Raw genomic sequence first — 26,239 nt, forward strand, 5'->3', positions numbered from 1 at the left:
TCAGTTCTCCTTCTCGTTGAGCTCTGGGGTCGCGACAGCGGTCGTGCTGCGCGGGCGCCGGCGGGGTGCTGCCGCCGACGTAGGCGTTGGGCGTGGGACCTGTGGAGGGTCCACGGCCGCGGGCGGTGGGGCCTCGTCGGTGCCGACGAAGGACACGTAGATGTCGACGAGCACCGCGCGCTGCCGGTCGGTGAGGACCGGGTCGGCGGCGATGGCGGAGAGGACGTCGGGCACGGCGGCCGGGCCGTCGTCGGCGACCCGCTCGTCGAGGATGCCGGCCCGGACGTAGAGCGACTCGGCCGAGACCTGCAGCCCCTTGGCGATCTGCTGCAGGATCTCGGCGCTGGGGCGCTTGAGCCCACGCTCGATCTGCGACAGGTAGGGGTTGGAGACGCCGGCCATCTCGGCGAGCTGACGCAGCGACAGCTGGGCGCTCTCGCGCTGTTCGCGCAAGTAGGCCCCGAGGTCGGGAAGCGGAAGCTTGCTCATGCCTCCATTGTGCTAACTACAGCAAGCAAAATGCAAACTCTGGACAGCGTGAGACGCCCCACACCCTCGTGCGGGTGGGCTCAGCGGCTGCGCCGGTCCTTGATCGCAAGCTCCTGGCGCGCCTCGCTCGTCGTCATCGGCGGACGCTGCATCAGCGTCGCCAGCTCGGCGGCCCGCGCCACGAGCTCGCTGTTGTGCACGACGGGGCGGCCCTTGGCATACACGAGGTTGTCCTCCATGCCAACCCGCAGGTGGCCGCCGGCCGAGAGCGCCGCGGCCACGATCGGCAGGTGCGCGCGACCGATGCCGGTGGCCGACCAGCTCGTCACCTCCGGCGGCAGCATCGCGACCCCAGCGAGAAGGGCCTGCGGCGTGCCCGGCATCGAGCCCGGCACCCCGGTGACGAAGTCGACGTGGACCCTGCCGCCGAAGGGGAGGCCGCACTCGTCGATGAGGCGGCGCAGCGCGTGCACGTGCCCCAGCTCGAAGAGCTCGAACTCCGGCACGACCTCGCGTTCCTGCGCCTGCCGGTAGAGCTCGACCATGAAGCCCCAGGGGTTGAGGAAGACCCCGTCGCCGAAGTTCGTCGTGCCGCACGTGAGCGAGCACGAGTCGGGGTCCGCGTCGAGGACCGTGAGGCGCAGGTCGAGCGGGTCGGTGACGGCTCCACCGGTCGAGAGCTGGACGACGAGGTCGGTGGCCTCGCGCACCCCGTCGACGGCCTCCTTGAGGAGGGCGGGGTCGAGCGTCGGCTGGTGCTGCCGGTCGCGCACGTGGATGTGGATGAGGGCGGCACCGGCACGCTCGCACGCGACGGCGGTCTCGACGAGCTCCTCGGGCGTCGTCGGCAGCGCCGGCACGTCCGCCTTGGCTGTCTCGGCGCCCGTGGGCGCGATGGTGATCAGCGTGCTCGCGGCGCTGCGTGCGGGGCTCATGCGGCTCATCCTGCCAGCGCGGCGGCTCCGCCTCAGGTCAAGGAGCGACGATGACCGTCTGCGCGGCGGAGAGGTCGTCGACGAGCAGCTCGAGCGTCGGGTCGGTGTTGCGCTTGATCACCGCGAGCGCGATGGGTCCGTCGACGTGGTGGCGCGCGACGGAGGTGACCCGGCCGACGACGCGGTCACCGGCGCGGACCTCGCTCCCCTGCTCCGGCAGGACGTGCCCGGAGCCGTCGAGGTGGAGGAAGACGAGGCGACGCGGTGGTCGCCCGAGGTTGTGGACGCGCGCCACGGTCTCCTGGCCCCGGTAGCAGCCCTTGTGCAGGTGCACGGCCGTGCGCAGCCAGTCGAGCTCGTGGACGATCGTGCGGTGGTCGGTCTCGAGGCCGAGACGCGGGCGCCAGGCGGCGACGCGGAGGGCCTCCGCGGCCCAGAGGCCAGCGAGCGGCCGGTCCCCCACGGCCGCAACGAGATCGGCACGCGGGACGAGGACCTCGCGCCAGGCGCGCTCGGTGCCCGGGTGGCCGTCGACGGGGCCGTAGGCCGTCGTGTCGCCGACGAGGTCGGGCCACGGGTCGCGCCACGCGAGCGGCTCACCGTCGATCGACTCGCTCGCGTGCGGCTCGCCGAGGACGGCCCAGCCGTCGGTGACGAGGGCGACCTCGACCCGGAGCATGAAGCGCATCCTGTCGAGCCAGTCGGCAAGCGCCTGGCCGGCCCCGGGCTCGGTCGTGATCCACGTCGTCACGCCGTCGTCGACGACGTGGAGGGAGTGTTCGACGTGGCCCTTGGGCGAGAGCACCAGGGCCTCGCGCGACTGGCGCGGCTCGAGACCAAGGAGGTGCTGCGTCGTCAGCGAGTGGAGCCAGCTGAGCCGGTCGGGACCGGTGACGGTGACGACGTCACGGTTGGAGAGGTCGACGACGGCGAGACCCTCCTCGAGGAGGCGCTGCTCGCGCATCGGGTCGCCGTAGTGGACGGCGACAGGAGCCTCGAGACCCTCGCCCGCGACAGCCCCCGGTCGGGACAGCAGACGGCTCGGGGCCGTCGTCGGAAGGGTGGGCAGCTCCACGTCGCTCATGCTGGGTGGAACGCTCACGGCATACGCCTCATTCCGATGTCACGGGGTGGGTCACTCGACGCGCTTGAGGGTGGCCGACACGTGGCTCTGGAGCTCCTGCCCCACGGCCGCCATGTCCATGACCCACAGCAGGTTGGACTCGACGAGACCGTACATGCGCGTGGCCGCGTTGTACTCCTTGGCGCCCGGCGCGCGCAGGACGCCGTCGGTCTTGAGCTGGATCTTGGCCGGTTCGATCTTGCCGTAGTAGAGCTCGAGGATGCCGGTGGGGTGCGCGAGGAGCAGCTCGACCTCGCCGTTGTCGAGCGGGCGCCAGAAGCCGGACTCGACAGCGGCCGGGCGCACCTTGGCGCCGTTCTCGGAGTCGAGGATCCAGGCACGGCTCTCCCACTTGAGGAAGCCTCGCCCGTCGTGGGTCACCTCGACCTCCTGGCCGAAGTGAGCCGACTCGATCGTGGGGTAGCCCACGACCCCGGCACCCTCCCAGCGTCCGATGAGCCACGCGAGGGGTCGCAGCGGCTCCGGGATGTCCTGGTCGAGGTTGAACATGCGCCCGATCGTAGCCTGATCCCATGGACTCCCCCGCACGCTCACTCGTCGTCAAGGTCACCGCCGGCACCGAGGCCCCGGAGCGCCTCTCGCAGGCCTTCACGGTCGCCGCGACGGCCGTCGCGAGCGGCGTCGACGTCTCGCTGTGGCTCACGGGCGAGTCGACGTGGATGGCCGTCCCGGGGCGGGCCGAGGAGTTCGAGCTGCCGTATGCCGCGCCGCTCGTCGACCTCCGTGACGCCGTCCTCTCGGGTGGCCGGCTCACCGTCTGCACCCAGTGCGCGGCGCGGCGCGAGCTGACCGAGGACCAGCTCGTGGCGGGTGCGGTGATCAAGGGCGCGGCCGTGTTCGTCGAGGAGGTCACGGCGCCGGGCGTCCAGGCCCTCGTCTACTGACCGCCCTTCCCGACCGGGTGGAGTCAGGTGAGGACGGCGAAGAGGTGGACGACGGCGCCGACCACGAGCACCGAGCCCACGCCCGCGCCCACCTGCCCACGGACCGTCAGCATGGCCGGCTGCAGCGCGAGCACGCGGCGGAACGACCACGACACGGTCCCGGTCGCGGCACCGATGCCGAGCGCCTCCAGCGTGCCGACCTCGGCGAAACGTGACGCAGCGATGACCGCGGCGAGCACGGATGCCGCGAGCGCGACGAACCCGAGCAGGGGCGCCGCGACCCGGACACCGGAGAGCAGGTCGGTGACCACGGCGGCAGCGACAGCCGCCATCGCCACCACGGCGACGGCCTGCCCACGGTCGGTGTCGGCGGCGACGACGGCGGTCGTGCCCGATGCGATGACGACCAGACCCCCGAACGACGAGAGCAGGGTGAGGACGAGCCCCTCGCGACCGGAGCGCCGGACGAGCTGACCTGCGAAGGCGAGGACGATTCCGAAGGCCACCGCGGCCGGGACCCACAGCAGGTCCTCGCGCAGGGCGCTCAGCACGATGGCCACGGCTGCGACGGCGAGGACGACCGTCGTCGCGGTCGGCGTCCAGGACCCGCTGAGCAGCGGCCACCCCCAGGCCACCGCGAGGGACAGCACGAGCGTCACCCCCAGCGTCGCGGCATACCCCGAGTCCTGGGCCGCGAGCAGGGCCACGGCGGCGACGAGGGTCGCGACGACGCTGACCCAGCGGATCCGATCTGCGGCCACGGGCGAGAGCGGGAGGTGCAGCGAGCCGGCAGCCATCGAAGGGCCCGAGGGGCCGGAGGCGTCGGGGCCGGGCCGGCTCAGGGCCGCATTGTCCTCAGGCACGGGGGCCATTGTGCATCACCCGCCGGCGAAGGGCGGCAGCACCTCGACGGTGCCACCACCGGGCACCGGCTCGTCGCGGGTCACGGAACGCCCGTCGAGCAGGAAGGTCGCCACCGCCGCGACGCGGGCGAGGTCCGGGTGCGCGGCGACGGCAGCGTCGACGACCTCCCGCACGGTCGCGCCCGTTAGCGTCTCGCTGTCGGTGCCTGCCGCGGCCCGGGCCGCTGCCCAGTAGCGCACCGTGACGGTCGTGCGCGTCGCGACGGTCGGCCCGGCGGTCGGGACCGTGCTCGGCTCGGGTGCACTCGGTGCCATCTCACTCCGTCTCATCGTTGACGCGGTCCGGTTCGCAGATGACCAGTCTCGCCTATCCTGCATGAGATGGCCCGCCTGCTGCTGCTCACCAACGCGCTCGCCCCGAGCGCCGAGGTGCTGCCTGCCCTCGGACTGCTGAGCCACACGGTGCGGATCCTCCCCGCCGAGGCCACCGCGCTCGTGGACTCGCCCGACTGCGACGTCGTCATCGTCGATGCGCGACGGGAGCTGGCGAGCGCGCGCTCCCTGTGCCGGGTGCTGCGCACCACCGGGATCGGCACCCCGCTGCTGGCCGTCCTCACCGAGGGCGGCCTCGCTGGTCTCACGGCCGAGTGGGGTCTCGACGACGTGCTCCTCGACTCCGCGGGTCCGGCCGAGGTCGACGCGCGGCTGCGCCTCGCCATGACCAAGGGCCAGGACGACGACGCCGACCTCGACATGCCGATCACCTCGGGCGAGCTCGTCATCGACGAGTCGTCCTACTCCGCGAAGTTCCGGGGCCACCCGCTCGACCTGACCTACAAGGAGTTCGAGCTCATCAAGTACCTCGCGCAGCACCCCGGCCGCGTCTTCACACGGGCCCAGCTGCTGCAGGAGGTCTGGGGCTACGACTACTACGGGGGCACCCGCACGGTCGACGTGCACGTGCGGCGCCTGCGGGCCAAGCTCGGGCCCGACCACGAGACCCTCATCGGCACGGTCCGCAACGTCGGTTACCGCCTCGTTCCCGACCGCGCCGAGGCCCCGGCGGGCGAGCCCGCCGACGCCTGACTCCCGTCCTGGTCCCGGGCACGGGCGTGGCCCGGACCCACAGGGAGTCCGGGCCACGCGTCGGGCGTTCGCCTCGTCAGGGCACGACGGTGATGCGCGTGGCGGGAGCAGGCGAGTAGTTCGCGTTCTCCGGCTTGGCGAGGTAGTTCGCGAAGGCGTCGATGTCGAGCCCACCGAAGTACTTGGTCGTGCCGCCCTGGAAGGCGGGGAAGTTGTCGCCACCGTCGGACAGGAAGTTGTTCGTGACGATGCGGTAGGACGCCGTCTTGCTGACCGGCGTGCCGTTGATCGCGACGGTGCCGTCGACGACCTGCTGGGTCGCGGTGCTCCACGTGTAGGTGAAGCCCTTGTTGACCTGGAGCATCTTGGCCTGCGACCCGGCGTTCTTGCCGGTCCGCTGCTGGTTGAGGACGTCGTAGATCTGCTGGCCCGTGAGGTTCATCGACACGAGGTAGTTGTTGAACGGCTGGACGTTGAACGCCTCCTCGTACGTCACGGCGCCGGGCGCCTCCCCGTACTTCGAGTTGGCGTAGCTGAGGTCGCTCCGGATGCCGCCGGGGTTCATGAAGGCGACGACCGGCGTCTGGCCGCCCGTGACGACCGACGGGTCGGCCAGCTGGGCGTCGGCGATGAGGTCACCGAGAGGTGACTCCCCCGCGGCACTCTGGGTCCGCACGATGTCGGTCGAGATCGAGCCGATGATCTTGCTCGCGATCGCCTTGACGAGATCCTTGTACTTCGCGATGAGCGCGGTCTCGGTGGGGTCCGCGGCGACGGTGCGCGTCACGAGCTTGTTGGCCGAGTCGGCCTCGGTGGGACGGACGATGTCGGACGTGCGACGGTCGTAGGTGACCTCGGTGTCGTTGTAGAGGCGTCCGAACGAGGAGGCCGACGTCACGAGACGCGGGACGCCGTTCGAGTCGGGGATCGCGCACACGTACGGCTGGTGGGTGTGACCCGAGATGACCATGTCGATGGCGGGGTCGAGGTTCTTGACGATCGGGATGATCGGCGAGTCGGCCGACAGCGAGCCGCCGCCCTTGCACGTGAAGTCGTACGGGGTGTTGGCCGGCGGGGTGCCGCCCTGGTGCACGAGCACGACGATGGCGTTGACGCCCTGCTCCTTGAGGACGGGCACGAGCGCGTTGGCGGTCTGCACCTCGTCCTTGAACTCGAGACCGGCGACGCCGGAGGCGGTGACGATGGTCGGCGTGTCCTTGAGGGTCATGCCGATGAAGCCGATCTTGGCGCCGTTGAAGTTCTTGACCCAGTAGGGCGGCAGGATCGTCTTGCCGGTGGCCTTCTCGACGACGTTGGCGGCGAGGTACTGGAACTTCGCACCGGTGAAGGTGCCGGCGGGGCAGGAGTTCTGGTTGTTGGCGCCGTCACCGTCGTCGATGCAGCCGCCGCTCTGGAGGCGCTGCAGCTCCTTGTAGCCCTCGTCGAACTCGTGGTTGCCGACGGACGTGGCCTCGAGGCCGAGGCTGTTGAGCGCCTCGACCGTCGGCTCGTCGTGGAAGGCCGCCGACAGCAGGGGGGAGGCACCGACCATGTCGCCCGCGGCGACCGTGACGGTGTTGGCGTGGCCGACGCGGGCCGCCTTGAGATGCGTAGCGAGGTACTCGACGCCGCCGACGTCAGTGGTCTGCGACGAGGCGGGACCGGTCTGGAGGCGGCCGCTGGAGCCGCTCGGCGGCTCCAGGTTCCCGTGGAAGTCGTTGAACGACAGGATCTGGATCGGGAACTGGGTCTTGCCCGGGGCCTTGCTCGTGTCGGGCCCTGCGGTGGGTGCGGCGAGGGCCGGTGCCGCGAGGGCCGCGGCGCAGATCCCTGCGACGGCGACGCCCGTGAGGCGGCGGGTGGTACGGGACATGTGTCTCCCCTTGATCAGCGGTGTGAATCGCGTGCCCGTCGGCACCCACGGAGGCTAGTGCCCGGCGGGCGCCCAGAGGGGCTTGCTGCGGAACGAGTTGGTGAACTGCTGGCACTGGGCTCGAACCGGCCGTGACCGGTGTCGTGAGTCGCGGTGCAGGGCCCCCGTGCCCTGAGACCGGACCCTAGTCGGGACGGGCGACGAGCGGGAGGCCTTCGGGGTCGCTGTGGTGGAATCGCGGTATGCCGCGCCCGAACGTCGCCCTGCGCGACGCCACAAACCCGCTCACTCCGGACGAGTCCGACGCCGTCCTCGCGCTGGCCTCGGAGGCCGCGGCCGTCGACGGGTCCCAGGCCCTGTCCGAGCAGTTCCGGCTCTCCGTGCGCGCCCGCGAGCACGACAGGGTCGACCACCTGCTCGCGACCGGCCCCGGCGGCGAGCTCGTCGGCTACGCCCAGTCCCGTACGGGCGACGGGCCTCCGTCAGGCGAGCTCGTCGTGGCTCCTGCCGCCCGCCGCTCGGGCGTCGGCAGCACGCTGCTCGCCAGCCTGCCGGACGGCATACGGCTGTGGAGCCACGCGACGGGCGCTGCCGCCGACGCCGCCGCGGCGTTCGCCCGGGCCAACGGGCTCGTGGCGGTGCGCTCGCTCCACGTCATGGGGCGCTCGCTGCGCGACGGACCCGCGTGGCCCTCGGCCTCGCTCGACCCGAGGTATGCCGTCCGCTCCTTCGAGCCCGGACGTGACGAGGACGCCTGGCTGGCCCTCAACGCCGCGGCCTTCGCGCACCACCCGGAGCAGGGGTCGCTGCGTCGGGCCGACCTCGACCAGCGCACGGCGGAGCCGTGGTGGGACCCGGCGGGCCTCATCCTCGTCGTCGAGGCGGACGACCCCGACGTCATCGCCGCCTCGCACTGGACCAAGGTCGACCCGCCGGGCGGTGACGTCGGCGAGGTCTACGTGGTGGCGGTCTCCCCCGACCGCCAGGGCCAGGGGCTGGGCCGCGCCGTCACCGTCCTCGGCCTCGACCACCTGCGCTCCCTCGGGCTCGACCGGGTCGTGCTCTACGTCGACGAGGACAACGTCGCCGCCGTGCGCACCTATGCCGCCCTGGGTTTCGTCGACGTCGAGGTGCACCGGCAGTACGCGCGCGAGACCCCGCGCGGACCCTCCGCTCCCGCCTCCCTCGGCTGAGACGAGTTCACCCTCGGTCCACCTTTCGGTGACACCATGGGCGCATGAGCACCGGCAGCCTCACCAGCCCAGACCTCGACCAGCCGGACACCCCGACCGCACCCACGGCACCCACGGCGCCCACGGCATCGACGGCGGACGGCCCTGACGCGGGAACCGAGGAGGCGACGAGCGAGGCGGCCGAGGTCAGCTCGTTCACCAGCACCGTCCCGACCCGGCGCGTCCCCGCACGGGCACCCAACGGGCGCTTCGTCGGGGCGGGCGCGCAGGGCGAGACCGAGGACGACCTGCCGGCCGACCGCTACCTCGAGCGCGAGCTGTCGTGGCTGCAGTTCAACGAGCGGGTGCTCCAGCTCGCCATGGACCCGGCGGTGCCGCTGCTCGAGCGCACCCGCTTCCTCGCGATCTTCGCGAACAACCTCGACGAGTACTTCATGGTGCGCGTCGCCGGCCTCAAGCGCCGCATCGCCACGGGGCTCGCCGTGCGCACCGCGGCCGGACTCGAGCCCCGCGAGCTCATCGAGCGCATCGCCCGCCTGGCGCACGAGCTGATGCAGCAGCACGCCGGGGTCTTCCAGCACGACGTGCGCCCGTCCCTGGAGGACGAAGGCATCACCGTCGTGCGCTGGGACGACCTCGACGAGGACGACCGGGAGCCGCTGCACTACTTCTTCGCCGACCGCGTCTTCCCGGTGCTGACGCCGCTCGCCGTCGACCCGGCCCACCCGTTCCCCTACATCTCGGGCCTGTCGCTCAACCTGGCCGTGCTGCTCCAGAACCCCAAGACGGGCAGCGAGCACTTCGCCCGCGTCAAGGTGCCGCCGAGCCTGCCGCGCTTCATCCGGGTCGAGGAGGACCTCGACGCCGACGTCGAGCGCAAGCGCTTCGTGCCGCTCGAGGACGTCATCGCCAGCCACCTCGACCAGCTCTTCCCGGGCATGCTCGTCCAGGAGCACTTCAGCTTCAGGGTGACGCGCAACGAGGACCTCGAGGTGGAGGAGGACGACGCCGAGAACCTCCTCACCGCCCTCGAGAAGGAGCTGACCCGCCGCCGCTTCGGCCCGCCGATCCGGCTCGAGGTCGAGGACGACATCGACCCCAAGGTCCTCGACATGCTGGCCCGCGAGCTGCAGATCAGCGACCGGGAGATCTACCGGCTGCCCACCCCGCTCGACCTGCGGGGCCTGTTCACCATCGCCGACGTCGACCGCAGCGACCTCGAGTTCCCGAAGTTCTTCCCGCGCACCCACCCGGACTTCGCCCCGACCGAGAGCGCCAAGGCCATCGACCTGCTCACGGCCGTACGACAGAAGGACGTGCTCGTCCAGCACCCCTACAACTCGTTCTCCACGTCGGTACAGGCCTTCATCGAGCAGGCCGCGAACGACCCGAAGGTCCTGGCGATCAAGCAGACGCTCTACCGCACCTCGGGTGACTCGCCGATCATCGACGCCCTCATCGACGCCGCCGAGGCCGGCAAGCAGGTGCTCGCCGTCGTCGAGATCAAGGCCCGCTTCGACGAGGTCAACAACATCTCCTGGGCCCGCAAGCTCGAGGAGGCGGGCGTCCACGTCGTCTACGGCGTCGTCGGCCTCAAGACCCACGCGAAGCTGTGTCTCGTCGTGCGCCAGGAGTCCGAGGGGCTCGTGCGCTACTGCCACATCGGCACCGGCAACTACAACCCCAAGACCGCCCGCGTCTACGAGGACTTCGGCCTCTTCACGACCGACCCCCAGGTCGGCGAGGACCTGTCGCGGCTCTTCAACCTCCTCTCGGGCTTCGCGCCCAGGAGCAAGTTCAAGCGCCTGCTCGTCGCGCCCCGGTCGGTGCGGTCGGGCCTCATCGACCTCATCGACGAGGAGGCGGAGCTGCACGAGTCGCGCCGGGAGGGCGCGCCGGCCGGCCGCATCGTCATCAAGGCCAACTCGATCGTCGACGAGGCGCTCATCGACGCGCTCTACCGGGCCAGCATCGCCGGCGTCCGCGTCGACATCTGGGTGCGCGGCATCTGCGCGATCCGACCCGGCGTCGAGGGGCTCTCCGAGAACATCCGGGTCCGCTCGATCCTCGGGCGCTTCCTCGAGCACTCCCGGGTCTTCTGGTTCGACCACGGCGGCGACCCGCAGGTCTACATCGGCAGCGCCGACATGATGCACCGCAACCTCGACCGGCGAGTCGAGGCGCTCGTGCGCATCACCGACCCCGGGCACGTCCTCGAGCTGGCCGACCTCATCGACCTCGCCTTCGCCGAGACGACGTCGCGATGGGACCTCGGGTCCGACGGCCGGTGGGTGCGCCACCACCAGTCCGACGCCGGCGAGCCGCTGGACGACCTGCAGGAGAAGCTGATCGAGCGACACGACAAGCGACGCCGCAAGGCGCGGCGGCGCTGACCGGCATACCACCACCTCATCAGGCAGACTGACGCCTGTGTCCTCAGTGATCCCCGCCGCCGGCACGCTGCCCTGGCGCCGACGCGACGGACGTCTCGAGGTCGCCCTCGTGCACCGGCCGAAGTACGACGACTGGTCCTGGGCCAAGGGCAAGCTCGACCCCGGTGAGCACCCCTGCGTCGCGGCGGTGCGCGAGACCCTCGAGGAGACCGGTCTCGTCGTGCGGCTCGGCGTGCCGCTCCCGTCGGCGGAGTACCCCGTGCTCGACCCCACCGGCGGTCCGGCCACCAAGCAGGTGCACTACTGGTCGGCCCGGGTCACCGGCGGCACCGGGGCGCTCGAGCACGAGATCGACGAGGTCGCCTGGGTCGACGTCCGCACGGCCCACGACCGCCTCGACTACGCCCGGGACCGCGAGCAGCTGCTCGCGCTCATCCGTGCCGAGCGCGCCGACGAGCTGCGCTCGTGGCCGATCGCGTTCGTGCGCCATGCCAAGGCGACACCGCGCGGCCGGTGGAGCGGCGACGACCGGCGACGCCCCCTCGACGCCGTCGGCCGGTCCCAGGCGTCAGCCGTCTCCGCGGTCCTCGGCGCCTACGGCGTCACCCGCGTCGTGTCCTCGTCGTCCACCCGCTGCGTCGCGACCGTCGAGCCGTATGCCGTCGCGCACGGACTGCGCCTGCGCACCCGCGACGTGCTCTCCGAGGAGGGCTTCGCCGAGAGCGAGGTCGGAGCCGTCGCCCAGGTCCGGCGCCTGCTCGAGCGCGGCGACCCCGCGGCGCTGTGCAGCCACGGGCCGGTGCTCCCGACGCTGCTCGGCCTGCTCCAGGCCCGGGTGGTCCACTCCCCCGAGCGCGGCGAGGTCGTGGCCGAGCACCTTCGAGCCGCCGCCGACGAGTCGATGCACAAGGGCGAGGTGCTCGTGTGCCACCTCGTCGGACGCGGCGAGGACGCGCGCGTCGTCGACGTCGAGCGCATCGACACCTGACCCTGCTCGGCCCTCACCGGCGCACGGGCCGCCACGCGCGGGCACGCGCGGGCACGCCCGGGCACGCACGGGCACGCACGGGCACGGCCCGAACCCTTCATCGTGAGCCGGACCGGGCACCGTCGCATCCCGAGGTGGGCCCGCACCCCAAGACGTCGCCCCTCGTTCACCCTGCGTTAACCGCACGTGGACCGCTGGTCATCCTGCGCACCTATGTTCGCCGTGGATCACCATCCAGCACCGTCGCTCGGATCTGACCGGACGACCACCCAGGAACACCCCATCGAGAGGGATCACACTCGTGTCTGTTTCGCGTATCAGCGCTCTCGGCGCCATCGCCCTGTCCGGCGCTCTTGCGCTCTCGGCCTGCGCGTCCGAGAACAACGGCGCCACTCCCGGCGCGGGCTCCACCGCGGGCGGTTCGACCGCCGCGGGCGACTGCTTCAGCGGGGACCTCAAGGCCGAGGGCTCCTCGGCGCAGAAGAACGCCATCGACGAGGCCATCAAGGCCTACCAGACGGCCTGCGCCGACGCCAACATCGACTACCAGCCCACCGGTTCCGGTGCCGGCATCAAGCAGTTCATCGCCAAGCAGGTCGACTTCGCCGGCTCCGACTCGGCCCTCAAGACCGAGCCCAAGGACGGCAAGGTCGAGGCCGACGACGCCAAGGCCTCGTGCGGCTCCGACGCCTGGAACCTACCCATGGTCACCGGCCCCATCGCGATCGCCTACAACGTCAAGGGTGTCGACAAGCTCGTGCTCAACGCCGAGGTCGCGGCCAAGATCTTCGACGGCAAGATCACGACGTGGAACGACCCGGCCATCGCGGCGCTCAACAAGGGCGTCACGCTGCCGTCGACGCCGATCAAGGTCTTCTTCCGCTCCGACGAGTCGGGCACGACCGAGAACTTCACGAAGTACCTCAAGGCCGCCGCCCCCGACGCCTGGTCCTACGACACCGGCAAGAAGTGGACCGGCAAGGGCGAGGGCAAGGAGAAGTCGGCCGGTGTGGCCACCGCGACGAAGGGCCAGGACGGCGGCATCACCTACGTCGAGCTCTCCTACGCCCAGCAGAACCAGCTCCCGATGGCCCAGATCGACACCGGCTCCGGCCCCGTCGAGCTGACCGCCGAGTCCGCGGGCAAGACGATCGCCACCGCCAAGCAGACCGGCAGCGGCAACAACCTCGCGCTCAAGATCGACTACGCCACCAAGGAGGCCGGGGCCTACCCGATCGTCCTCGTGACGTACGAGATCGTCTGCTCGAAGTACGCCGACGCCGAGACGGGCAAGAAGGTCAAGAGCTTCCTCAAGACCTTCGCCTCGGACGAGGTCCAGAAGGGTCTCCAGGGCATCGGCTACGCCCCCCTGCCGGCCGAGGTCGCGACCAAGGTCCAGACCGCGGTCGACGCGATCTCCTGATCCACCGCCCGAGCCGGTCGGAGCGATCCGGCCGGGTCGACCACGCAGGGGTGGGCGCCGCAACCGGCGTCCGCCCCTGCGCCAGTACCACCCGAACGAAGGAAGAGGCCTCCACGTGTCCACAGTGACCGGCGTGTCCGCCGCGGACCAGGTTCCCGGGCCCGACGGGCAGCAGCCCCTGCAGGGCGACCGGGCATCCACCGGCCGTTTCGGCGACCGGCTCTTCGGCGGCGCCGCGACGGTGTCCGGCATCATCGTCATCGCCCTCGTCACCCTCATCGCGGTCTTCCTCATCGTGCAGGCCGTGCCCGCCCTGATGAACAACTCGGCGAGCTTCTTCACGAGCCGGGTCTGGGCCCCGGGCGGCGAGCAGCCCGCCTTCGGCATCCTCGAGTTCCTCTGGACCACGGTGACCGCCTCGACCATCGCGATGCTCGTCGCGGTCCCGGTCGGTGTCGCCGTCGCGCTGTTCATCACGCAGTACGCGCCCACCTGGATGCGCCGCCCGGCCGCCAGCCTCGTCGACCTCCTCGCGGCCGTGCCGTCGATCGTCTACGGCCTCTGGGGCCTCATCGCCTTCGCGCCGGTCTTCAAGCCGGTGCAGGGCTGGATCGAGAGCGCCCTCGGCTGGTTCCCCCTCTTCGCGCCCACCGGCATCAGCGGCGGCACGATCTTCTTCATCGGCATCGTGCTCGCCATCATGGTGCTGCCGATCGTCACGGCGCTCTCGCGCGAGGTCTTCGACCAGACGCCGACGGCGCACAAGGAGGGCGCGCTCGCCCTCGGCGCCACCCAGTGGGAGATGATCCGCACGGCCGTCCTGCCCTTCGGCCGGCCCGGCGTCATCTCCGCCTCGATGCTGGCCCTGGGCCGCGCGCTCGGCGAGACGATCGCCGTCACCTTCCTCGTGTCGGCGCTCTCCGACGGCAGCCCCTGGACATGGTCGCTCTTCAACGGCGGTGAGACCTTCGCCTCGAAGATCGCCAACAACGCGGCCGAGTTCAGCAACCCCGGCAAGACCGGTGCCTACATCGCCGCGGGCCTCGTCCTGTTCGTGCTGACGTTCGTCGTCAACAGCATCGCCCGCGTCGTCATCGAGCGCAGGAAGGCCTTCACCGAATGAGCACCGCCACCGACCGCCGCGTCCCCGACGACCGGGTGGCGCCCGCCGACCCGTCGACGCCCCCGGGTGGTCGCTCGGGTGGCGATGCGCTGTCCGAGATGAACAACCCGCACCGCGCCCGCATGGTCAAGGACGTCGTCGCGAGGATCGTCATGTGGGCCGCCTTCGCGCTGGCCATGGTGCCGCTCGTGTGGATCCTCGGCACCGTCATCGCCAAGGGCTTCCACATGCTCACCACGGCGACCTGGTGGACGGGCAACCAGCGCAACATCAACTCCGACGACTTCGGCGGCGGGGCGCGGCACGCCATCGAGGGCACCCTCCAGATGGTCGGCTTCACCGCGCTCATCGCGGTGCCGATCGGGATCCTCACGGCCGTCTACCTCGTCGAGTACGGCCGCGGCCGGCTCGCCAAGGCGATCAGCTTCACCGTCGACATCCTCTCGGGCGTGCCCTCGATCGTCGCGGCCCTCTTCATCTATGCCGTGTGGGTCACGACGTTCGGCCTGGGCCGGTCCGGCTTCGCCGCGTCCCTCGCCCTCGTGCTGCTCATGATCCCGGTGGTCGTGCGCTCGACCGAGGAGATGCTCAAGCTCGTGCCGAACGAGCTGCGCGAGGCGGCCTACGCGCTCGGTGTGCCCAAGTGGGTCACCGTCGTCAAGGTCGTGCTGCGCACGGCGTTCTCGGGCATCGTCACCGGCGTGCTCCTCGGCATCGCGCGCGTCATGGGCGAGACCGCGCCGCTGCTGATCCTCGCGCCGTACACGAAGAACTTCCAGCGGGACCTGTTCAACGGCAACTTCCCGACGCTGCCCATGATGATCAACCAGGACCGCGGCGACTTCGCGCTGGCGACCGCCGCCGAGCGCATGTGGGGAGCCGCCCTCACCCTGATCATCCTCGTCCTGCTGCTCAACCTCATCGGCCGTGTCATCGCGCACTACGGCTCGGTCAAGAAGTAAGAGAAAGCGAACCCCTAGCAATGGCAAAGCGAATCGACGTCAGCGACCTCAACGTCTACTACGGCTCCTTCAAGGCCGTCGAGGGCGTCTCCATGACGGTCGAGCCCCGTTCCGTCACGGCCTTCATCGGCCCGTCCGGCTGCGGCAAGTCGACCTTCCTGCGCACCCTCAACCGCATGCACGAGGTGATCCCCGGTGGTCGTGTCGAGGGCAAGGTCATGCTGGACGACCAGGACCTCTACGCCAGCTCGATGGACCCCGTGACCGTGCGCCGCACGATCGGCATGGTGTTCCAGCGCCCCAACCCCTTCCCGACGATGTCGATCTACGACAACGTCGCCGCGGGTCTGCGGCTCAACGGCGTCAAGAACAAGAAGACGCTCGACGGCATCGTCGAGAGCTCGCTCAAGGGCGCGAACCTCTGGAACGAGGTCAAGGACCGCCTGAGCAAGCCCGGCGCGGGCCTCTCCGGCGGCCAGCAGCAGCGCCTCTGCATCGCCCGCGCCATCGCGGTGCAGCCGCAGGTGCTCCTCATGGACGAGCCCTGCTCGGCCCTCGACCCGATCTCGACGCTGGCCATCGAGGACCTCATCAACGAGCTCAAGAACGAGTTCACGATCGTCATCGTCACGCACAACATGCAGCAGGCGGCCCGCGTCTCGGACCGGACGGCCTTCTTCAACCTCAAGGCGACCGGTGAGCCGGGCCGTCTCGTCGAGATCGGCGACACGACGCGGATCTTCAACAACCCGACCGAGCAGGCCACCGAGGACTACATCTCCGGCCGCTTCGGCTGACCCAAGCACCGCAGTCGACAAGAGCAGTTCGCCGGAGGTCCGGCGAACTGCTCTTCCGACTGTTGGGGAGTCGTGTCGGTCAGCGGAAGATGGCGGTCACGTACCAGGTGACGACGGCGACGAGACCGGCGCCGGGGAAGGTGAGGATCCAGGCCCCGACGATGTTGCCGGCGACACCCCAACGGACGGCCGAGAGACGCTTGGTGGCACCGACTCCCATGATGGATGCCGTGATGGTGTGCGTCGTCGAGATCGGTGCACCGAATGCGAGGCCGGCCACGTAGAGGATGGACGCGGCCGTCGTCTCGGCTGCGAAGCCCTGCGGCGGCGTGAGGTGGATGATCCGGCGCCCGAGGGTGCGCATGATCCGCCACCCACCGGCATACGTGCCGAGGGAGATGACGACTGCCGAGAGCAGCAGAACCCAGATCGGGACGGTGTTGCTGGTGTGAAGGCCCGAGATGTTGAGGGCGAGCAGCACGACGCCGGCGGTCTTGCCGGCATCCTGCAGGCCGTGACCGAAGGCCATCGCGGCAGCAGAGGCCGTCTGGGCCAGCCGGAAGCCACGCGTGACCCGGCCCGGGTTGGCGCGGCGGAAGAGCCAGAAGATCGCGATCATCACGAGGTAGCCCCCGACCAGCCCGACGACCGGCGAGACGATCATCGGGATGACGACCTTCTCCCAGATGACGCTCCACTTCACAGTGACGCCGGCAACCAGGGCAGCGCCGGCGAGGCCGCCGATCAGCGCATGGGAGGAGGACGACGGCAGGCCGAACCACCACGTGAGCAGGTTCCAGCCGATGGCGCCGACGAGGGCCGCGGCGACGAGCCACAGGCCGTTGACGCCCTGCGGCTGCTCGATGATGCCCGAACCGATGGTCTGGGCGACCTTCGTGCCGAAGAAGGCGCCGAAGAGGTTGGCGACCGCAGCCATGGCCAGCGCGACCCGGGGTGTCAGGGCCCGCGTCGAGACCGAGGTCGCGATCGCGTTGGCCGCGTCGTGGAAGCCGTTGGTGTAGTTGAAGCCCATGGCCAGTGCGATGACCGCAACGACCCCGAGCACGGGGATGGTCGTGTCCATCAGCGGCTCAGGACTCCTTGACCGCGATGCCCTCGACGACGTGGGCAACCTTCTCGAACGCGTCGGCGGCGTTCTCGAAGCCGTCGACGATGGCCTTGACCTTGATCAGGTTGACCGGGTCGGGCGAGTTGTTGAAGAGGGCCGCCACCATCTTGCGGTGGAGCGAGTCGGCCTGGTTCTCGAGACGGTTGATCTCGATCCAGTAGCTCTTGAGGTCCTTCATCGAGCGCAGGCGCGGCATCGCCTCGGCGGTCACCTCGGCCATGCGGGCGAGGATCTCGAACTGCTCGGCGAGACCCTCGGGGATCTCACCCATGCGGTAGAGCACGATGAGGTCGGCGGTCTCCTCGATGTAGTCCATGCAGTCGTCGAGGGACGCGGCGAGGCTGTGGATGTCCTCGCGGTCGAAGGGCGTGATGAACGAGCTGTTGACCTTGTTGATCAGCTCGTGCGTCGCATCGTCGGCGGCGTGCTCGAGGTCCTTGAGGCGGTCAGCCACGTCCTGTCGCTTCGAGGGCTCGACCTCGAGGAAGCGGGTCAGCTCCCGGGTCGCCTCGACGAGCAGTTGGGCGGAGGAGGTGAAGAGGGTGAAAAAGCTGGTGTCCTGGGGTGTGAGGCGAAAACCCACGGGGATGCTCCGGTCGATCGAGGGCTGGTCCGGGGAAGATGCTACGGGTTTGGGGACACTCCAGTGCAACCGAGCGTCAATCGGGCGTTCACCGAGGTCGGGTACGACCGCGCACGGGCCCTCGGCCGGTCCGGTCGCGGCCGCTCAGCCCGACGAGTCGGACGAGCCTGCGGCGTCGGAGCGCGTGACGCCCGTGCCGGAGGTGCCGTCGGCGGTCGGGGTCTCGGGCGGCGCCGACGTGACGTCGGCCGTGGAGCCGCCCGTGGAGACGGCTGAGTCGTCGCCCGCTGCACCCGGGACGCCGAGCAGCTCGTCGACCTCCTCCGGCGTGAAGTGGCGCGGGCTGGACGAGGCGGCGACGACGAGGTCGCTCACGAGTTCGATCTCGTCGGCAAGTGCGACATCGAGCAGGTCGCCTGACCGCTCCTCGGCGGGCGTCATGGGTTCAATCTAGCCGTCCGGTGCCCCGTGGGGGAAAGCCGCGGACGAGATTGCCCCCGGACCGTGAAGAGCCCGCACCGTTGTGGTGCCCGGCAGCGAGGAAGGTTGCGTCGGGCCGGGAGCGCCTCTCGGCACAGGGCCGCTCGAAGCGGCTGAATTTGGGACCCGGGGCTACCGCGACCCGACGCGCGTTCAAGGATAAAGCCGGCCGAACGGATCACCAAAGACGTCCCGGCGCAAGAGGCACCCGCTATGGAGCCGGCCGGCAGCCGACCGGGCGGGTGACTCCTTCAGTGGAGGTCGCCGGATCGCCACAACCGCGCGCAGACGGTGAGGTCCTCCGCCATGACGAGGACGTTGGCGGCCTGCTCGGCGGCCTCGTCTCCCGACGAGATGTCGGCGCGTCCCGCGGAGACGACGCGGCAGAAGGCAGAGGCGCGTTCGAGGGCGACGGCGAGGTCACCCTCGAAGACCCCTCGCAGCACCTCGTCGATGACCCGCCCCATCTCCTGTGGCCCGGGCGGCTCGGCCGCGCCCGCGACGGCATGGTTGGGGCCGGTGAAACGGATGCCCGCGGCATACTCCCGACTCGCCTCGTCCGGGGCGCGCTGGACCCACTCACGCAGCACGTAGAGGCGCCACAGGGCGCCCGGGAGGGAGCGGGCGGGCCGCTGCGACCACAGCTCGGCGAGGGTCGACAGTCCGATGTCGTCGACGAGGGCCACGAGCTTGCGGGTCACCGCTGGGTCGGACGCGGCCCGCCCGGCATGGACGAGCGCGAGCGCCGTCTCGTGCGCGACGTGGATCTGCTCGGTGGGGTCGTAGGCAGGACCGTGCGCCTCGAGGGCAGCCTCGCTGAAGAAGGCGGGTCGCCTCGGGGCGCGATGGTCACTCTCGCTCATCCCAGCAGGCTAGCTCCCGTCACTGACGGCGCCAGTCCGGCACGCTGCGCCTAGGGGCTCACGCCCGCCGCACCTCGACCGCGTCCGGCGCACCTTCTGACGCGGACGTGCACACGTCGCGATGGCGGATGGGAGTGTGGACGCAGTGGACGCGACGGCAGTTCGCCTGCACGACAAGCTGACCCGCGTGGCCCGTGCCTCGAGCACCGGCGGGATTGCGTATGCCGTCCGTCAGCCGACGAGGACGACGTGGAGCGTGCGGGGGCCGTGGACGCCCTCGACACGGTTCAGCTCGATGTCGCTCGTCGCCGACGGGCCGCTGATCCAGGTCGTCGGTCGGCCCGGGTCGAGCCTGCGGACGGCAGCCGGGACGTCGTCGACGACCTGGTCGGCCCGGACCACGCACACGTGGAGGTCGGGCACGAGCGTGAGCACCCGCCGCCCCTCTCCCGGGCCGTGGGAGAGCACGATCGTCCCGGTCGTCGCGATCGCCACCGTTGCCGTGGTGACCACCGCCGTGACGGCGTCGAGGTCGGTCGCGGTGAGAGCGTCGTCGCGGACCGCGCCCGGCACGGCATACGGCAGCCCGTCGGGCACGACCACGGAGGCGCCCTCGGGCAGCGCTTCGGCTAAGGCCGCGACGACGCCGTCGGGAGCGCAGCGCACGACGGTGGCGCGGTAGTCGGCGACTCGCTCGGCGAAGAGCTCGACGTCGCCCTCGCGCTCGGGCCGGGTGACCGGGGGGACGTCGACGGGGCGACGCGCGGAGCCGACGGCGTCGCGGACCGCTCTCAGGATCTCGTCGCGCGCGCTCACCGCCTGCCTCCGTCGGTGCGCTTCCACCAGGCGCGGAAGGACTCCGCCGGAGGTGTGGGCAGGTCGCGTGCGTCGGTCCACGCAGCGCCGGGGCCGGGCAGTCGACCGATCAGCCGCCGACCACCGGCGCGCCTGTCGCGATGGGTGATTCGCGAGACGGCGTCCAGGGCTCGACCCGCGAGGCCCGATGCCCGCTCGGCTGCGGCGAGCCGTCCACCCGACCCGAAGGTCGCGGCGGCCACTCGCATCGCGAGGGCCTCGGGCTTGGGCACGCCGGAGCGGTGGGCGTCGACGACCTGGGCGCGGAGGTCGACGAGGACGCTCGGGATGTCGATGCGCACGGGACAGGCCTCGAAGCACGCCCCGCAGAGCGACGACGCGTAGGGCAGCGAGTCGGTCTGTTCGTCGTGGCCGACGCCCTTGAGCAGTGGGTTGAGGATGGCGCCGATGGGTCCGGGATAGACCGAGCCGTAGGCGTGCCCGCCGGTGCGTTCGTAGACGGGGCACACGTTGAGGCAGGCCGAGCAGCGGATGCACCGAAGGGCTTGGCGGCCCACCTCGTCCGCGAGGGCCCGGCTGCGGCCGTTGTCGAGGAGGACGACGTGCACCTCCTGAGGGCCGTCGCCCGGCGTCACACCGGACCACGTCGAGGTGTAGGGGTTCATCCGCTCCCCCGTCGACGAGCGGGGCAGCAGGGTGAGGAAGACGTCGAGGTCGGTCCACGTCGGCACGAGCTTCTCGATGCCGACGACCGACACGAGCACCTCGGGCAGCGTCAGGCACATCCGGCCGTTGCCCTCGGACTCGACGACGACGAGGGTCCCCGAGTCGGCCACTGCGAAGTTGGCACCACTGACCGCGACCTTGGCCCTCAGGAACTTCTCGCGCAGGTGGAGGCGGGCCGCCTCGGCCAGCCTGGCCGGGTCATCGGTCAGGTCGTCGGGCGCAGGCCGCCCCACCCGTGCCATCTCGCGCTCGAAGATCGCGCGGATCTCGGCGCGGTTGCGGTGGATGGCCGGCACGAGGATGTGGCTCGGCAGGTCGTCGCCGAGCTGGACGATGAGCTCGGCGAGATCGGTCTCCCAGGCCGAGATGCCCTGCGCCGCAAGATATTCGTTGAGCTCGATCTCCTGCGTCGCCATGGACTTGACCTTGACCACCTCGTCGACCCCGTGCGCGCGGGCGACCCGCGCGACGACGGCCGAGGCCTCCTCGGCCGTGCGGGCCCAGTGCACGACGGCGCCGCGGGCGACCAGTGACTCCTCGAGCCGGACGAGGTGCTCGTCGAGGTGGAGCAGCACGTCGTCCTTGATCGCCGCGGCCCGCAGCCGGAGCGCCTCCCAGTCGTCGACCTCGGCGACGACCGCTGCCCGCTTGGCCCGGATCGTCGTCGTCGCATGGGCGAGGTTGCTGCGCAGCTGCGGGTCGGCCAGGGCCTCGCGAGCGGCAGTGGGGAACGGCGGCATACCGACGAAGGTGCGGCTCATCGGCCGACCCCTCGCACGCTCGCGCCCTCGGTCGCAGCGAGCACCTCGGCGAGATGCATGACGCGCACCCCGGCCCGTTGTCGGCTCAGCACGCCGCCGACGTGCATGAGGCAGGAGCTGTCTCCCGCGACGAGGACCTCGGCTCCGGTCTCGCGCACGTGGCGGGCCTTGTCGGCGCCCATCGCGACCGAGGTGTCGGCGTTCTTCAGCGCGAAGGTGCCGCCGAAGCCACAGCACTCCTCGGCGCGCGGCAGGTCGAGCAGCCGGAGGCCACGGACGGCACGCAGCAGCCGCTCCGGGCGGTCGCCGACCCCGAGCATCCGGAGGGAGTGGCAGGTCGGATGGTAGGTGACCGAGTGCGGGAAGGACGCGCCGACGTCCTCGACCCCCAGCACGTCGACGAGGAACTCCGACAGCTCGTGCACGCGCGGTGAGACCTCCTCCACCGCCGCCGCGAGTCCCGCGTCGCCGGATCGCCTTGCCACGATGGAGTGCTGGTGGCGCGCCGATCCGACACACGAGCCCGACGGCGTGACGACCGCGTCGTATCCCTCGAACGCGCGCACGAAGCTCCGGACGACCGGGACCGCCTCGTCGAGGTAGCCGGTGTTGACCATCGGCTGGCCGCAGCAGGTCTGCGCTGTGGGGAAGTCGACGTCGACGCCCAGTCGGCGCAGCAGCGTGACCACGGCCTTGCCGACGTCGGGGAACATCGCGTCGTTGATGCAGGTCACCATCAACGCCACTCGCATGCGCCCACCCTCGCACAGCGCGAGTCCACGCGGGGGTTGGCAAGGGTCCGGCGGGGCCGCCGAGATGCACCGGGTGACCGTGCGTCTCCAACCGTCACCTGTACAGGGCTTGTGCAATGTTGAGACTTTGTCTAATGTTCCTGACGTCGGTCAAGAAAGCGCCGCCAACCACACTCTGGATGGAGACGACATGACCGACCCGTCGCGCGGACCCCGCAAGGACGCCCGCACCCGCGAGCTCATCACCGTGGCCCGTACCTCGACCTCCGAGACCGAGAGGTCATCGGCCCTCGAGACCGTGACCCGGCTGCACATGCCTCTCGCCCGCTCCCTCGCGCACCGCTACTCCGGCAAGGGACTTGACCGTGAGGACCTGGAGCAGGTGGCTTTTCTCGCGCTGCTCAAGGCGATTCGTCGCTTCGACCTCGACCAGACCACCGAGTTCGGCGCGTATGCGACGCCGACGATCACCGGTGAGCTGCGTCGCCACTTCCGCGACCACGGCTGGCTCGTCCGTCCGCCGCGCGGCCTCCAGGAGCGCCGACAGCTCGTCACCGACGCTCGCACGCGGCTCGAGCAGACCCTCGGCCACGAACCCACCCAGGCCGAGCTCGCCACGTCGCTCGACCTGACGCTCGAGCAGGTCAAGGAGGCGCAGGTCGCCTCGACGAACCTCCGACCGGCCTCCCTCGACGCGACCACGACCGAGGGCGGCCGGCCGGTGCTCGACCTGGTCGACGCCAGCGCCGACCACCAGGACGACCCCGGTCTCGACGACGGCATCGTCGTGCGCACCGCGCTGAAGCGGCTCTCCGCGCGCGACCAGGAGATCGTGGAGCTGCGCTTCGCGCACGACCTGACCCAGGCGGAGATCGCGCAGAGGATGGGCCTGAGCGCCATGCAGGTCAGCCGTCTGCTGCGGCGCGTGCTCGCGGAGCTGCGTGAGCACCTCGACTCGGCCGAGCTGCTCAGCGCCTGAGCTCCCACCCTGACCGTTCCGGGGGGGACGGACGAGCCCGCACCGCAGACGACGGCGGTGCGGGCTCGGTCACGAGCGCCTGTGGCGAGCCGTGGCACGAGCGGGGCGCCGACGTCCGGCCACGTCACCTTCGCGTGAGCGCGCGCCGGGTCGCCGGGTGGCGACCCGGCATACGCAGTCGTGCAGCAGTCAGTGCTGGTAGGTGCCGTGGATGATGGCGCGGGCGAGTGTCTTGAAGGCCAGGTTGAACGAGACGACCGCCGGCGAGGCGGAGTCGTCGACGCCGAGACTTGGCTCTGACACGGCGTGCACGACGAAGAAGTAGCGGTGCGACATGTCGCCCTCCGGCGGAGCAGCACCCATGAAGCCCTTCTCTCCCCCGTCGTTGCGCACGTGAAAAGCTTTGCCGGGCAAGGTGGCCGAGGCGGCGCCGGTGTCGAGCGACGTCACGTCGGCCGGGAGATCGACGAGCACCCAGTGCCAGAAGCCGGACGGCGTCGGGGCGTCGGGGTCGAAGCACGTGACGACGTAGCTCTGCGTGCCCTCGGGAGCGCCGCTCCACGACAGCTGGGGCGAGGTGTTGCCGGTGGCGGCCACCTGGTCGTCATCGAGCGGGGCGCCGTCCGTGACGTCCGTGCTCGTCACGCTGAACGACGGCACCCGCGGCAACAGGTCGTAGGGGTTGGGTGCGACCGGTCGGTCGAGGCTCATGCTGTCCTCCTGCGAAGTCGTTGACGCTCGCACCATACCCACCGACTCCGTATGCCGTGTCGCCACGAGGCGGTACCCGTCGAGGTGACGTGTGCGCCACCTCTCCCTCCCTCTCACCCTGGACGGGTGACGCCCCAGCGGGGTGGCATACGCGGACAATCATTCATGAGACGCGCCCCTGCCTTCGTCGCCGCAGTGACCGCACTCCTCCTGCCGGCCGTGCTGGCGGCATGCTCGGGCAGCGGGTCGATCACATTGCCCACGACGCGACCCAGCACCAGCCTGCCGGCGCTCACGCTCCCCACCAAGCCGGAGCCGACGTCCCCGGGCGAGACCGTGACGGAGTCGGCCACACGGACGGCAACGCGGACGGCCACGGAGCCGGCCACCCAGACGGCCACCCAGACGGCCACGCCTACGGTCACGGAGACCCGGACCGTGACCCAGACCCAGACGCAAACCCAGACCCAGACGCAAACCCAGACGCAGACCCAAACCCAGACGCAGACGCAGACGCAGACCACCACGGTCACTGCCACCCCGACCGAGACGCCCACACCGACACCGACCCCGACCCCGGAGGCCGCACCGACCACCGCCACGAGCGACGGAGGGACGACCTGGTGGCCGTGGCTGCTGCTCGTTCTCGTCGCCCTCGGGGTGCTGACCTGGTTCCTGCTCCGTCGTCGGCAGACGCAGACCGAGATCCGCGCCTGGGACGAGCGGCTCACGGCCGCGGAGCGGGAGGCCTCGTGGATCGAGGACTCGCTCACCGCTCAGGTCCTGTCCGGGACGAGCACCGCTGAGTCCCAAGCGATCTGGACCGCCGCACAGCCACGGCTGCTCGACGCCGACGCGACCTTCCACACGCTTGCCCAGACGGCCCCGGACGCCTTGCGCGGGGAGCGCGCCACGGATGTCCGCGGGTTGCTGCGCGGGCTCGTCGAGGCAGTGGGCGCCGACCTCGCCGCGCCACCCGGGGCCGGACCGGACCTGTTCCGGGCCAGGCGCGCCGTGGTGGATTCCGCCCGCCGCGAGCTACGGACGACGCTGGGGCCGGTGGAGCCGACCGTCGAGTCGGGTGGAGCCGGGTGACCCCGGCTGGCGGCCGGCTGACGTGTCACTCAGTGGGCAGCGACGCCACGGCCCGCGGGGCGCGGACGTCCGCACGATAGGGGGCCCGGCTCGTTAGTCTGGAAGCCGCAGAACGTGACAAACCAGACAGGGGCCAGATGCGCAGCGAACGAGAGGCGCACCGCACCGACCCGGTGCTGCCGGACCAAGAGGGCCGGACGCGGGCGGCAGACCCGTCCGCCGTCCCGGTGTTCGCCGTCCGAGAGTGGGCCTCCCGCGTCCACGAGCAGGAGCGGCTGAAGCGTGAAGCGGCGTGGTGGCGCCTCGCCTGGCCGTTCGCCGTTGCCCTCGTCCTTGCCGCCGGCTCGGGCGCGGTGACCCGGCTCTGGCAGGTCCGCGAGTCCGACCTCGCCCTGGGCGGGGCGGTCGTCCTGGGGGCGGCCGCCGTCGGGGTCACTGCCGGGGGCCTGATCCGGTGGCGGGCGATCCTGCGTCGTCAGGCTGTCGCTGCCGCACGTCCGGCGACCGTCGAGAGCCTTCCCGAGGCCGCGCGGGCCCTCGTGCTCGAGTCCCCTCGGCTGCGTTTCCGCCGTCCCACCGACGGACCGAGCTTCGCCGCAGTGCGTGATGACGTGGCCGCAGCGGCGCCGCTGGGCGAGTTCGCAGCATCGGTCCTCGTCTGGGCCGTCGTGATGCGCGACCGCGTCGACGGGACGCTGGAGGACTGGGTGCGCGGCCGTCGCCCCTGAGGCCGTCGAGGCGACCTTCGCCCCCTCACGGCTCCGTACCTTCGGAACGTGAGCGTGATCGGAGCCCGAGGCTGAGGTGAGCTGCTCTCGACCGTCGTCCCACGCACACATTCCCACTCAGAACGAACCCCCGGCACACATCGCATGTGCACCCAGCGGGTCCCGCTGATCGCTCAGATCGTCGGGCCAGGCGCGCATCTTGAGCTGGGGTGAACGGCAGCGGGCCACGTGACGACCGGTGAGTGCGGGCAGGGCCTGCGCCAACCGAGGCGATCGGGCAGCCCTGAGAACAAACACGGGCCACCAGCCGGGCGGAGCAGCGTGCCGCGGGTGGGCCGCCACAGGACGTCACGGTTCTGTCTGCTCGAGCAACCGGATCGGACAAAGACGACATCTTGCATTGCCGGTCTGCGCGCCGCGTCCCTAGCGTGGCGGCGTCCGAGCCATCCCCAGCGTCGGGAAG

27 protein-coding genes are annotated in these 26,239 nt (G+C 70.9%); 12 read left to right on the forward strand and 15 right to left on the reverse strand.

Annotated elements, in window-relative coordinates:
* The 4 genes from ABD831_RS01505 to ABD831_RS01520 form a co-directional block, all read right to left on the reverse strand.
* Window positions 1-489 carry a helix-turn-helix domain-containing protein gene (locus ABD831_RS01505; protein WP_142176758.1) on the reverse strand — a complete coding sequence of 163 codons (489 nt, stop codon included), beginning with the start codon at window positions 487-489 and terminating at the stop codon, window positions 1-3.
* Window positions 490-569: 80 nt separating this feature from the next.
* Window positions 570-1,424 carry a beta-keto acid cleavage family enzyme gene (locus ABD831_RS01510; protein ID WP_344940517.1) on the reverse strand — a complete coding sequence of 285 codons (855 nt, stop codon included), beginning with the start codon at window positions 1,422-1,424 and terminating at the stop codon, window positions 570-572.
* 37 nt (window positions 1,425-1,461) lie between these two features.
* Window positions 1,462-2,508, reverse strand: a complete 1,047-nt coding sequence (ygfZ, locus tag ABD831_RS01515; protein WP_344942991.1) for a CAF17-like 4Fe-4S cluster assembly/insertion protein YgfZ — start codon at window positions 2,506-2,508, stop codon at window positions 1,462-1,464.
* 51 nt (window positions 2,509-2,559) lie between these two features.
* On the reverse strand, window positions 2,560-3,057 hold the full coding sequence (locus tag ABD831_RS01520) for a heme-binding beta-barrel domain-containing protein (RefSeq protein ID WP_344940520.1): 498 nt from the start codon (window positions 3,055-3,057) through the stop codon (window positions 2,560-2,562).
* A gap of 23 nt (window positions 3,058-3,080) precedes the next feature.
* Between ABD831_RS01520 and ABD831_RS01525 the strand changes: the two genes are divergently transcribed.
* Complete coding sequence (locus ABD831_RS01525; RefSeq protein WP_344940523.1) at window positions 3,081-3,452, forward strand: DsrE family protein; 372 nt, start codon at window positions 3,081-3,083, stop codon at window positions 3,450-3,452.
* 23 nt (window positions 3,453-3,475) lie between these two features.
* Here the strand turns inward: ABD831_RS01525 and ABD831_RS01530 are convergent, their stop codons facing one another.
* Together ABD831_RS01530 and ABD831_RS01535 are read right to left on the reverse strand one after the other, a co-directional pair.
* Complete coding sequence (locus ABD831_RS01530; RefSeq protein ID WP_344940526.1) at window positions 3,476-4,324, reverse strand: hypothetical protein; 849 nt, start codon at window positions 4,322-4,324, stop codon at window positions 3,476-3,478.
* Between the two features lie 6 nt (window positions 4,325-4,330).
* Window positions 4,331-4,630, reverse strand: coding sequence for a MoaD/ThiS family protein (locus ABD831_RS01535; RefSeq protein ID WP_344940529.1), 300 nt, complete (start codon window positions 4,628-4,630; stop codon window positions 4,331-4,333).
* 66 nt (window positions 4,631-4,696) lie between these two features.
* On the opposite strand from ABD831_RS01535, the gene ABD831_RS01540 reads away from it, so the two are divergent.
* Window positions 4,697-5,401, forward strand: a complete 705-nt coding sequence (locus tag ABD831_RS01540; RefSeq protein ID WP_142176754.1) for a winged helix-turn-helix domain-containing protein — start codon at window positions 4,697-4,699, stop codon at window positions 5,399-5,401.
* Between the two features lie 76 nt (window positions 5,402-5,477).
* On the opposite strand, the gene ABD831_RS01545 is transcribed toward ABD831_RS01540, so the two are convergent.
* The gene (locus ABD831_RS01545; RefSeq protein WP_344940534.1) at window positions 5,478-7,274 is read right to left on the reverse strand and encodes a bifunctional metallophosphatase/5'-nucleotidase; all 1,797 of its coding nucleotides are present in this window, start codon (window positions 7,272-7,274) and stop codon (window positions 5,478-5,480) included.
* Window positions 7,275-7,516: 242 nt separating this feature from the next.
* On the opposite strand from ABD831_RS01545, the gene mshD reads away from it, so the two are divergent.
* The 7 genes from mshD (at window position 7,517) to pstB (ending at window position 16,153) form a co-directional block, all read left to right on the forward strand.
* A complete protein-coding gene (gene mshD / locus ABD831_RS01550) occupies window positions 7,517-8,467 on the forward strand; it encodes a mycothiol synthase (protein ID WP_344940537.1) in 951 nt (316 codons plus the stop codon).
* A gap of 44 nt (window positions 8,468-8,511) precedes the next feature.
* Window positions 8,512-10,860 (forward strand): RNA degradosome polyphosphate kinase, encoded by a 2,349-nt coding sequence (locus ABD831_RS01555; RefSeq protein ID WP_344940540.1) that lies wholly within the window; start codon window positions 8,512-8,514, stop codon window positions 10,858-10,860.
* Between the two features lie 37 nt (window positions 10,861-10,897).
* Window positions 10,898-11,848 (forward strand): NUDIX hydrolase, encoded by a 951-nt coding sequence (locus ABD831_RS01560; protein WP_344940543.1) that lies wholly within the window; start codon window positions 10,898-10,900, stop codon window positions 11,846-11,848.
* A 301-nt stretch (window positions 11,849-12,149) separates the two neighbouring features.
* Window positions 12,150-13,271: a phosphate ABC transporter substrate-binding protein PstS gene (gene pstS, locus ABD831_RS01565; protein ID WP_344940546.1), complete on the forward strand. Its 1,122-nt coding sequence runs from the start codon at window positions 12,150-12,152 to the stop codon at window positions 13,269-13,271.
* Between the two features lie 115 nt (window positions 13,272-13,386).
* Entirely contained in the window at window positions 13,387-14,394 is a 1,008-nt protein-coding gene (gene pstC, locus ABD831_RS01570; RefSeq protein WP_142176748.1) for a phosphate ABC transporter permease subunit PstC, read from the forward strand.
* The gene (gene pstA, locus ABD831_RS01575) at window positions 14,391-15,356 is read left to right on the forward strand and encodes a phosphate ABC transporter permease PstA (RefSeq protein WP_344940550.1); all 966 of its coding nucleotides are present in this window, start codon (window positions 14,391-14,393) and stop codon (window positions 15,354-15,356) included. Before pstC ends, pstA begins: the two co-directional genes overlap by 4 nt.
* Before the next feature lie 20 nt (window positions 15,357-15,376).
* Complete coding sequence (pstB, locus tag ABD831_RS01580; RefSeq protein WP_142176744.1) at window positions 15,377-16,153, forward strand: phosphate ABC transporter ATP-binding protein PstB; 777 nt, start codon at window positions 15,377-15,379, stop codon at window positions 16,151-16,153.
* A gap of 79 nt (window positions 16,154-16,232) precedes the next feature.
* Here pstB and ABD831_RS01585 read toward each other — a convergent pair whose 3' ends face one another.
* From ABD831_RS01585 to ABD831_RS01615, 7 genes are all read right to left on the reverse strand, one after another.
* Window positions 16,233-17,237, reverse strand: a complete 1,005-nt coding sequence (locus tag ABD831_RS01585) for an inorganic phosphate transporter (protein WP_142176742.1) — start codon at window positions 17,235-17,237, stop codon at window positions 16,233-16,235.
* Window positions 17,238-17,244: 7 nt separating this feature from the next.
* The gene (locus ABD831_RS01590; RefSeq protein ID WP_142176740.1) at window positions 17,245-17,865 is read right to left on the reverse strand and encodes a DUF47 family protein; all 621 of its coding nucleotides are present in this window, start codon (window positions 17,863-17,865) and stop codon (window positions 17,245-17,247) included.
* Window positions 17,866-18,009: 144 nt separating this feature from the next.
* Entirely contained in the window at window positions 18,010-18,306 is a 297-nt protein-coding gene (locus tag ABD831_RS01595; RefSeq protein WP_142176738.1) for a hypothetical protein, read from the reverse strand.
* A 290-nt stretch (window positions 18,307-18,596) separates the two neighbouring features.
* A complete protein-coding gene (locus tag ABD831_RS01600) occupies window positions 18,597-19,208 on the reverse strand; it encodes a hypothetical protein (protein WP_142176736.1) in 612 nt (203 codons plus the stop codon).
* A 231-nt stretch (window positions 19,209-19,439) separates the two neighbouring features.
* On the reverse strand, window positions 19,440-20,024 hold the full coding sequence (locus tag ABD831_RS01605) for a LutC/YkgG family protein (protein ID WP_344940558.1): 585 nt from the start codon (window positions 20,022-20,024) through the stop codon (window positions 19,440-19,442).
* Entirely contained in the window at window positions 20,021-21,511 is a 1,491-nt protein-coding gene (locus tag ABD831_RS01610; RefSeq protein WP_344940561.1) for a lactate utilization protein B, read from the reverse strand. The genes ABD831_RS01605 and ABD831_RS01610 overlap by 4 nt, the downstream gene beginning before the upstream one ends.
* Window positions 21,508-22,263, reverse strand: a complete 756-nt coding sequence (locus tag ABD831_RS01615) for a (Fe-S)-binding protein (RefSeq protein WP_344940564.1) — start codon at window positions 22,261-22,263, stop codon at window positions 21,508-21,510. Before ABD831_RS01615 ends, ABD831_RS01610 begins: the two co-directional genes overlap by 4 nt.
* 190 nt (window positions 22,264-22,453) lie before the next feature.
* Here ABD831_RS01615 and ABD831_RS01620 point away from each other — a divergent pair, with 190 nt between their 5' ends.
* Entirely contained in the window at window positions 22,454-23,242 is a 789-nt protein-coding gene (locus ABD831_RS01620; RefSeq protein WP_344940567.1) for a sigma-70 family RNA polymerase sigma factor, read from the forward strand.
* Window positions 23,243-23,431: 189 nt separating this feature from the next.
* Here ABD831_RS01620 and ABD831_RS01625 read toward each other — a convergent pair whose 3' ends face one another.
* Window positions 23,432-23,953, reverse strand: coding sequence for a YbhB/YbcL family Raf kinase inhibitor-like protein (locus ABD831_RS01625; RefSeq protein WP_344940570.1), 522 nt, complete (start codon window positions 23,951-23,953; stop codon window positions 23,432-23,434).
* 165 nt (window positions 23,954-24,118) lie between these two features.
* Between ABD831_RS01625 and ABD831_RS01630 the strand changes: the two genes are divergently transcribed.
* Window positions 24,119-25,048, forward strand: a complete 930-nt coding sequence (locus ABD831_RS01630; RefSeq protein ID WP_344940572.1) for a hypothetical protein — start codon at window positions 24,119-24,121, stop codon at window positions 25,046-25,048.
* A gap of 137 nt (window positions 25,049-25,185) precedes the next feature.
* The gene (locus ABD831_RS01635) at window positions 25,186-25,776 is read left to right on the forward strand and encodes a hypothetical protein (RefSeq protein WP_344940575.1); all 591 of its coding nucleotides are present in this window, start codon (window positions 25,186-25,188) and stop codon (window positions 25,774-25,776) included.
* The last annotated feature ends 463 nt before the right edge of the window (window positions 25,777-26,239 follow it).

It is taken from the genome of Terrabacter ginsenosidimutans (assembly GCF_039539425.1).
GTDB classification, from domain to species: domain Bacteria; phylum Actinomycetota; class Actinomycetes; order Actinomycetales; family Dermatophilaceae; genus Terrabacter; species Terrabacter ginsenosidimutans.